This window comes from Marinobacter sp. UBA2498 (genome assembly GCF_002341575.1).
Classification (GTDB): Bacteria; Pseudomonadota; Gammaproteobacteria; order Pseudomonadales; family Oleiphilaceae; genus Marinobacter; species Marinobacter manganoxydans.
This window is the reverse complement of record NZ_DDOI01000086.1, coordinates 53,385-61,018: the sequence shown is the minus strand read 5'-3', so window position 1 is coordinate 61,018 and position 7,634 is coordinate 53,385. Positions and strand designations below refer to the sequence as shown.

9 protein-coding genes and 1 pseudogene are annotated in these 7,634 nt (G+C 57.8%); 3 read left to right on the top strand and 7 right to left on the bottom strand.

The genetic code is table 11. The features are described 5' to 3' along the window. Positions 1-430: pseudogene (locus B2W52_RS12070) on the top strand (beta-ketoacyl-ACP synthase I); the annotation flags it as partial. 139 nt (positions 431-569) lie between these two features. Then, positions 570-1,319 carry a fumarate/nitrate reduction transcriptional regulator Fnr gene (gene fnr / locus B2W52_RS12065; protein ID WP_273017260.1) on the top strand — a complete coding sequence of 250 codons (750 nt, stop codon included), beginning with the start codon at positions 570-572 and terminating at the stop codon, positions 1,317-1,319. Positions 1,320-1,346: 27 nt separating this feature from the next. Here fnr and B2W52_RS12060 read toward each other — a convergent pair whose 3' ends face one another. Continuing rightward, positions 1,347-2,225: a sugar nucleotide-binding protein gene (locus tag B2W52_RS12060; protein WP_273070739.1), complete on the bottom strand. Its 879-nt coding sequence runs from the start codon at positions 2,223-2,225 to the stop codon at positions 1,347-1,349. Positions 2,226-2,374: 149 nt separating this feature from the next. On the opposite strand from B2W52_RS12060, the gene B2W52_RS12055 reads away from it, so the two are divergent. After that, positions 2,375-2,731: a hypothetical protein gene (locus B2W52_RS12055; RefSeq protein ID WP_053114594.1), complete on the top strand. Its 357-nt coding sequence runs from the start codon at positions 2,375-2,377 to the stop codon at positions 2,729-2,731. 17 nt (positions 2,732-2,748) lie between these two features. Here the strand turns inward: B2W52_RS12055 and alr are convergent, their stop codons facing one another. The 6 genes from alr to rpsF form a co-directional block, all read right to left on the bottom strand. After that, on the bottom strand, positions 2,749-3,825 hold the full coding sequence (alr, locus tag B2W52_RS12050; protein ID WP_286803238.1) for an alanine racemase: 1,077 nt from the start codon (positions 3,823-3,825) through the stop codon (positions 2,749-2,751). After that, positions 3,825-5,231 carry a replicative DNA helicase gene (dnaB, locus tag B2W52_RS12045; protein ID WP_148608138.1) on the bottom strand — a complete coding sequence of 469 codons (1,407 nt, stop codon included), beginning with the start codon at positions 5,229-5,231 and terminating at the stop codon, positions 3,825-3,827. Before dnaB ends, alr begins: the two co-directional genes overlap by 1 nt. 231 nt (positions 5,232-5,462) lie before the next feature. Next, positions 5,463-5,909, bottom strand: coding sequence for a 50S ribosomal protein L9 (gene rplI, locus B2W52_RS12040; protein WP_008176379.1), 447 nt, complete (start codon positions 5,907-5,909; stop codon positions 5,463-5,465). Between the two features lie 20 nt (positions 5,910-5,929). Beyond that, the gene (locus B2W52_RS12035; protein WP_008176381.1) at positions 5,930-6,796 is read right to left on the bottom strand and encodes a hypothetical protein; all 867 of its coding nucleotides are present in this window, start codon (positions 6,794-6,796) and stop codon (positions 5,930-5,932) included. 26 nt (positions 6,797-6,822) lie between these two features. Continuing rightward, positions 6,823-7,053, bottom strand: a complete 231-nt coding sequence (gene rpsR / locus B2W52_RS12030) for a 30S ribosomal protein S18 (protein ID WP_007154918.1) — start codon at positions 7,051-7,053, stop codon at positions 6,823-6,825. A gap of 25 nt (positions 7,054-7,078) precedes the next feature. Then, positions 7,079-7,495: a 30S ribosomal protein S6 gene (rpsF, locus tag B2W52_RS12025; RefSeq protein WP_008176389.1), complete on the bottom strand. Its 417-nt coding sequence runs from the start codon at positions 7,493-7,495 to the stop codon at positions 7,079-7,081. Positions 7,496-7,634 lie beyond the last annotated feature (139 nt).

Here is a 7,634-nt window from a genome sequence, read left to right as displayed (position 1 = left end):
TTCCGACGGCTACGACATGGTCGCACCCTCCGGTGAAGGCGCCCAGCGCTGTATGAAGCAGGCCATGGCGACCATCCGGGGCAAGATTGACTACATTAATGCCCACGGTACCAGCACACCGGTGGGCGATGTCGCCGAACTGGGCGCCGTGCGCGCAACCTTTGGTTCCGACATTCCCCCTATTTCCTCGACCAAATCCCTGACCGGCCACTCCCTGGGTGCCGCAGGTGTGCAGGAGGCGATCTACTCGCTCCTGATGCTGCAGAACGATTTCATTGCAGGCACCAAAAATCTCAACAATCCGGACGAGAAAATCAGCGATATTCCACTAGTCGGCCCGCAAAGTCGCGAAGGCGCACTGAACACCGTGATGTCCAACAGTTTCGGGTTTGGTGGCACTAACGCGTCCCTGGTGTTTGAAAAACTGTAAGCCTGACTCGCATAGGGGCCTTCGGGCCCTTATCTTTTGGAATTATATTCTAAGATCATTAAGCTTGATCCTTGGCAAAGACAGTTATCCGTATTAAGGTACAGTTTTGATATGGATCAAATCGGACGGATCATCACGTATGGCTCAAGCAATTCCGTTTCGTCAGGCTTCTCCCCTCAAGGCCTCCTGCCACCAGTGCAGCCTGAGCAACCTTTGCCTTCCCCTGGCAGTTGAAGAGAACGATCTTGACCGGCTGGAAGACATTGTCCAGCAGGGGCGGATCTTCAACCGCGGCGAACACATCTTTGACCAGAGCACGCCCTACCGCTCCTGCTTTGCGGTGAAAAGTGGCTCCATCAAGACGTCGATTATTACCGAGAGCGGCGAAGAGCAGGTGACCGGCTTTTTCATGCCCGGTGAACTGGTGGGTCTGGACAGCATTGGCAGCGAGCATTATGCCTGCACCGCCAAGGCTCTGGAGAGGACCAGCGTCTGCGAGTTTCCGATCGACAAACTGGAGGAGCTGACCGGCAAGCTGCCGGAACTGCAGCATCACATGTATCACCTGATGAGCCAGGAGATCCAGAACAGCCATCAGCTGGCCATGCTGCTGAGCAAGAATACCGCCGAAGAGCGCATTGCCGCACTGCTGCTGTCGCTTTCCAGCCGCTTCCAGCGCCGCCGGATGTCCCCGACCAACTTCAGCCTGCCCATGGCACGTAACGACATCGCCAACTTTCTCGGGCTAGCGGTTGAAACCGTAAGCCGGGTATTCACACGCTTCCAGAATCAGGGGATTATCAAGGCCCGGGGCCGGGAAGTCGAACTTCTGGACATCGAAGCCCTGCAGATGGTCAGCCGGGAATTCTCCCGCCAGTGCAATAACTGAGAAACCACTTTTTGCCCGCCGATGTCATCAACCGGCGGGCTCACTCTCCACTTCCCTGCCGTTATTCTTTTTCAGCATGGTCAGTTCATCCACCAGGCCAGAGCGCCATGGCATCTGTTTGATACCGAACGTATTGCGGATCTTGGTGCAGATCAGAGTGGTATTGACCGGCTCGAGATGCCCCCACTCCGGCACCTCATCTACCACCCGGATACCTTCAGGAATCCCGGGAAGGCCGGCAATTGCCAGGCCCAACTCGTACAGATTGATTTCCTCGGCACCGGCGTACTGATACGTCCCCCAGACTTCGGCACCACAATCGAGCTGAAGCACCACTGCTTCAATCACCCGGGCCAGATCCCGGACCGCCACCGGCTGCCCCCGGCAACGTCCCGGCAGTGACAGGACCTCGTCGGCCGCTGTGCTGACCTGCACCTTGCGGATAAACCGCGCCAGGCTCCATCCGGTCCGCAGGATAATGTGTCTGGGCAGCAGAGTGCGCAGGGCCTGCTCGCACTCCCATTGCCAGTTGCCCAGTTCATTCACCGGTTGCCCCGGATTGGAAGTGATGTAGCCGCTTTGCTTTCGTCCATCAAACACGTAGCAGGAGGAAAGCTGGAACAGCGCCATGCCACGATCACGGGCGAACTCGGCCATGGCCACGGGTAGCGAGAATGCCGCCATATGGACGCCCTCAGGATCATTCTCGGCGACCTCCGGATCGGCCATCCAGAGTGCATTTACGATCAGGTCGGTATCTTCGGGAATCCAGTTCTCCAGTGCATCAAGATCGGCGTTGGAGGGATCGCTGACAAGCAAAGGGCTGACGTGCAGGTGCGTTGCCCGCAAGCGCTCCAGCAAAACCTTCCCCAAAGGGCCGTAATCGTGAACAACAAGTACATGCACGAGGATTCAATGCCTCCCGATATCACTGATGTGACGTTATTTCGGAACCGGTTTGGCCAATGGCTTCTGGATTCCGGCGCCTACACTGATGCAGTCTGAATTTAATGCTTTGCTATTTCTTTCAAGAGCATACAACAACAGGAACTGTCATGCTGAAACAACAGAGCCACATTGTGGCGCCGATCCCTGATGAGTTGCGAACCCGGGCCCTGTATACCGTCGGCGAACTGCGCGAACGCGGCAAGGCCGACAAGGAAGCCATCGACAAGCTCTTCAACCTGATTGTGGACATGACCGAAGAAGGTCTGGACTTCTTTTTCCTGGAGCCGCTTCGCCGCCTGCATGCCAGCAGCATGATGATGGGCATGGCCAAAATGGGCATCAGCAGCATGCTCAAGGGCAGCAAGATGGTCGTGCACAAGGTGCTCAAAAAGCTGGACGACCGCAGCCTCGCTGCCATTCTCGACTTTATCGAGGAAATCATTCACGAACCGGAACCAGGCTGAAAAAGCGCGCCACAGCGCTACCGGTATTGCCGCGGTACCCGCCCGGTGATGCCGGTCATCAACTCGTAGGAGATAGTGCCGGCACAGGCGGCTACCTCATCGACCCCCACGGTGCGACCCCAGAGTTCAACGCTGTCACCCTCCTTCGCATCGGGTGCATTGGTGAGGTCCACCGCCAGCATGTCCATGGATACCCGGCCAATCAGTCTGATCCGCTGGCCGTTGATCGCCGCAGGCGTATTGGTGCCGGCATGCCGGGGGTAGCCATCACCGTAACCGATCGCGACCATGCCCATCCGCGTGTTCCGATCGGCAACCCAGCCAGCCCCATAGCCAACGGACTCGCCCGCCGGCACCAAGCGGGTGCTGATCAAGGGGGCCTCAAGCGACATTACCGGCTCCAGGCCAAGTTCGGGACCGGTCGTGCCCACCATTGGTGAGCCGCCATACAACATGATTCCGGGGCGGCTCCAGTCAAACATCGGCTGGCCCGGTCGAAAATGGGCGGCCGAATTGGCAACGCTCTTCATTAAATCCGGGAACGAAGACGTAGCCTTTTCGAACACCGCAGTCTGCTGCGCCGTCATTGCGCTGTCTGGATCGTCGGCGCACGCAAAATGCGTGACGAACCCCAGGAGCTCTGTATCAGCGCTCATGGCCTGTAACCGGCTCATCACCCCGGCCAGCTCGTCCGGATGAAAGCCGAGACGGTTCATACCGCTGTTCACTTTCAGCCAGAAAGCGGGCCATGTATCCAGACGCTCCAGCCACGCCAGTTGCTGGAAACTGTGGAACACCGGCTCAAAGCCACTCCGGGCGCATTCAGCGATATCCGCTTCAGCATGGACGCCCTGCAGCAGGACAACCGGCTGTACCAGACCTGTATCCCGAATGGCTCGCGCTTCTTCGATGCAAGCCACCGCATACTTCGGAGCAAGGCTATCGAGAGCCGAGGCCACATGCCCGATGCCATGGCCATAGCCATCGGCTTTCACCACGGCCATCACCCTGGCACCGCCGGCCCGCCTCTGGGCAGTCTGGAAGTTCCGACGAAGGGCGTCGAGATCAATCCGGGCAACGGTGCTGCGGGGCATCAATACTCCCCGCCATAATCGCTGTAGTCACCGTGGGCCAGATCCTCGAATTTGGTGTACTTGCCGATAAATGCCAGGCGAATTGTGCCGATCGGGCCGTTCCGCTGCTTACCTATGATGATCTCGGCAATGCCCTTGTCAGAGGTATCCTCGTTATAGACCTCATCACGGTAGACGAACATGATAACGTCGGCGTCCTGCTCGATGGCGCCGGATTCCCGCAAATCCGAGTTCACCGGGCGCTTGTTCGGCCGCTGCTCAAGACTCCGGTTAAGCTGGGACAGGGCCACCACCGGGCAACTCAACTCTTTGGCGATACCCTTCAGTGACCGGGAAATTTCCGAGATCTCAGCGGTCCGACCCTCAGTGTTGCCGGGCACCCGCATAAGCTGCAGGTAGTCGACCATGATCAGGCCAATCTTGCCGTCGTTTTCCCGGGCAATACGGCGCGCCCGGGAACGCATCTCGGTGGGGCTCAGGCCCGGCGTATCGTCGATATAGAGCGGCTTGTCTTTCAGAAGGCTCACCGCCGACGTCAGCCGGGGCCAGTCGTCTTCTTCCAGCTTGCCGCCGCGAACCTTGGTCTGGTCAATGCGCCCGAGCGACGAGAGCATACGCATGGCAAGAGCATCCGCCGGCATCTCCATACTGAACACCAGAACCGGCGTGCCGGTGCTGATCAGGGCATTCTCGACAATATTCATCGCAAAGGTCGTCTTACCCATGGAGGGGCGACCCGCCACGATGATCAGGTCCGAGGGCTGCATGCCCGAGGTCTGCTCATCCAGATCCTTGAAACCGGTGGTCAGGCCGGTGGTCTGCTCACCCGACTCAAACAGTTCCTCAATCCGGCTCAGGGTCTTGGCCAGAATGGGGTTGATGGCCTGCGGCCCGGAACCCTCCTTGACCCGCGCTTCGGCAATCTGGAAAACGCTGCGCTCAGCCTCATCCAGAATCTCATTGCTGTTTCGCCCGAGCGGATTAAAGGCCGAATCGGAAATCTTGCCGGACACCTCCACCAGCTGGCGCAGAATGGAGCGTTCCCGGACGATATCGGCGTAAGCACGGATGTTGGCTGCACCCGGGGTTTTCTCGGCCAGCTCGGCCAGATAGGACAAACCACCGGCATCTTCGATATCACCGGCCCGCTCCAGGAATTCGGCGAGGGTGACCACATCCAGAGGCTCACTCTCACTGGCAAGGCGCTCCACAGCGCCAAAGATCAGCCGGTGGTCCTGTCGGTAAAAATCGGCGGCCGAAATCACCTCGGAGATCTCGTCAAACCGGCGATTGTCCAGCATCAGGCCGCCCAGGACTGCCTGCTCTGCTTCGACAGAATGAGGGGGAACCTTGATCCGGCTGGTTTCGAGATCGGTACTCGCGGGCTTCAGATTGGGCTTGGCCATGAACACATCTTCAGTTGCACATCATAACCACGACAGTTTAAGCGACCTGCCGAAGCAATGGGAGGGGGTTACAGGGACTTAACAGCATACCAGAAAGCAACAGGCCCGAAAGCCGCAAGATGCGGTTCGGGCCTGTCAGGTTGGCCGGCACCCGCCTCCAAAGAGGCAGTGAGGCCACCAGCGTATTACCAGAGCCGGGGCAACCCCAGCACCGTTTCCAGAGAAAACGGCTTACTCGGCAACAACCGCCAGCTTGACGCTTACTTCAACGTCGGAGTGCAGCTGAAGCTCGATCTCGTACTCGCCAGTCACCCGGATCGGGCCTTCCGGCAGACGAACTTCGCTCTTCTCTACTTCGGTACCACCGGCAGTGATCGCGTCAGCGATGTCGCGCACACCGATAGAACCGAACAGCTTGCCTTCTTCACCGGCCTTGGAGCTGATGGTGAAAGCGGCACCCTCGAGGGCCTCGGCGCGGGCCTGGGCAGCAGACAGCTTCTCAGCAGCTGCTTTCTCAAGCTCGGCACGACGCTCTTCGAACGCCTTCAGGTTTGCTTCAGTGGCAGGTACAGCCTTGCCATAAGGAAGCAGGAAATTACGACCGTAACCGGCCTTAACCTTTACCTTGTCACCCAGGGAGCCAAGGTTTGCAACTTTCTCGAGCAGAATAACTTCCATCTCGTTAACCTCTTCGTGCTTTATTCAGCCGGCCCGGCAGGGCTTATACGCCTCCGGATATCCAGCCAGCTATCCACAAAAGCCAGAACCACTAACAGAATCATCAGGCTTGGGCCCAAAAGGATCAGCGCTACATAAAACATCGCCAACCAGTTCCCACTGAGCTTTTTCAAACCAACAACGCCGTGCACCAGTGCCAGGCTGGCCAGGAACAACGGTGTTCCCGCAGCCCAGGCAAGCAACATGGAATTCAGCCCGAGGATCGGACCAACCACCATGGTCACTGCACACAACACCGCAATCGGCGCCGACAGCCGCAGGCTATGGAATTCCTTGCGGAACCCACCGGGGTTATAAAGCCCCGCCTGCCAGGACCGCGCCAGCATGGTCATGCCCACACCCGTTGCCAGGTAGGTACCGGCCATACTCGCGTTCATCGTGTCGCGGATAACCCTGTCGAGGTCATCGCCGAGACTCTGCGCGATTTCGGCATTGTACTGTTGGTAAAAGCTCACCCCGGCCTGGACCAGATCATCCAGCAAGCCCGGGTAGACCACAGGCAACATCAGGCCTGTGACGATTGCGAGAAAACTTCCCGCAAGCAGGGCTTTTTCCCAGGACTGCGTGGTTCTGATCAGCGACGCCATGAGCATCACCTGGAGCAATACAGCCAGAGCGGTCGGGTCCTGCCCGAAAATGCTCCAGCCAAGCGCCGGAAGTAATGCCCAGAGCCCGATATTGAGCCCCTGGCTGATACCAAGCCTGAGAATAACCAGGCCGACAACGGCTGCGCCAATCCAGAACAACAAGGGCACTGCAGTCGTGACTGCTGCTACCCCGCCGGCCTGGAAGGGACCGCGCATTACATACTGTGCAAGTGCACGCATGGTCCCAAGTCCTGTGTTTCTGTTACTTAGTTATCGTGGCTGTCCGAGTACGGCAGCAGTGCCAGGTAGCGGGCACGCTTGATAGCGGTAGCCAGCTGACGCTGATAACGTGCTTTGGTGCCGGTGATGCGGCTGGGCACGATTTTGCCGGTTTCAGTGATGTAGCCTTTCAGGGTGTCCAGATCTTTGTAATCGATCTCCTTAACACCCTCTGCCGTGAAGCGGCAGAACTTACGACGTCTGAAAAAACGAGCCATAACTTAACTCCTCAACTCCGGTTAATTACTCTTCTTCGTCCTGGGTTTCAGCACGCTGACGTGGCTCGTCAGATTCGGCTGAACGACGCGGGCGATCATCGCCGCCACGACGGTCTTCACGGGACTCGGAAGCTTTCATCGGGGACAGGTCTGTATCCGCACCATCACGGCGCAGGATCATGTCGCGGATGATTGCATCGTTGAAACGGAAGTTGTGAGTCAGCTCGTCCATCGCGGCCTGTGAACATTCAACGTTCATCAGTACGTAGTGAGCCTTGTGAATCTTGTTGATCGGGTATGCCAGGTGACGACGGCCCCAATCTTCCAGGCGATGTACCTTGCCGCCATCTTCAGTGATGACGCCGGTATAACGCTCGATCATCGCGGGCACCTGCTCGCTCTGATCCGGATGTACCATAAAAACGATTTCGTAGTGACGCATGAGTTCTCCCTACGGTTTAAACAGCTTCCTTTTTACCGGTACGGCGTTGAACCCGCGACCGACAAACATGAAAGCAAGGAGTTGACAGCTGCTGCTGCCGGTTTCTTTTTGCTTTATCAATAAGGCTTTACAAGAAAGG

What these genes read in the sequence shown, in the direction of transcription:
- fnr (WP_273017260.1), top strand. Translation starts at nt 570, where the DNA reads ATGGCTCAAGCAATTCCGTTTCGTCAGGCTTCTCCCCTCAAGGCCTCC.
- B2W52_RS12055 (WP_053114594.1), top strand. Translation starts at nt 2,375, where the DNA reads ATGCTGAAACAACAGAGCCACATTGTGGCGCCGATCCCTGATGAGTTG.
- alr (WP_286803238.1), bottom strand. Translation starts at nt 3,825, where the DNA reads ATGCCCCGCAGCACCGTTGCCCGGATTGATCTCGACGCCCTTCGTCGG.
- dnaB (WP_148608138.1), bottom strand. Translation starts at nt 5,231, where the DNA reads ATGGCCAAGCCCAATCTGAAGCCCGCGAGTACCGATCTCGAAACCAGC.
- rplI (WP_008176379.1), bottom strand. Translation starts at nt 5,909, where the DNA reads ATGGAAGTTATTCTGCTCGAGAAAGTTGCAAACCTTGGCTCCCTGGGT.
- B2W52_RS12035 (WP_008176381.1), bottom strand. Translation starts at nt 6,796, where the DNA reads ATGCGTGCACTTGCACAGTATGTAATGCGCGGTCCCTTCCAGGCCGGC.
- rpsR (WP_007154918.1), bottom strand. Translation starts at nt 7,053, where the DNA reads ATGGCTCGTTTTTTCAGACGTCGTAAGTTCTGCCGCTTCACGGCAGAG.
- rpsF (WP_008176389.1), bottom strand. Translation starts at nt 7,495, where the DNA reads ATGCGTCACTACGAAATCGTTTTTATGGTACATCCGGATCAGAGCGAG.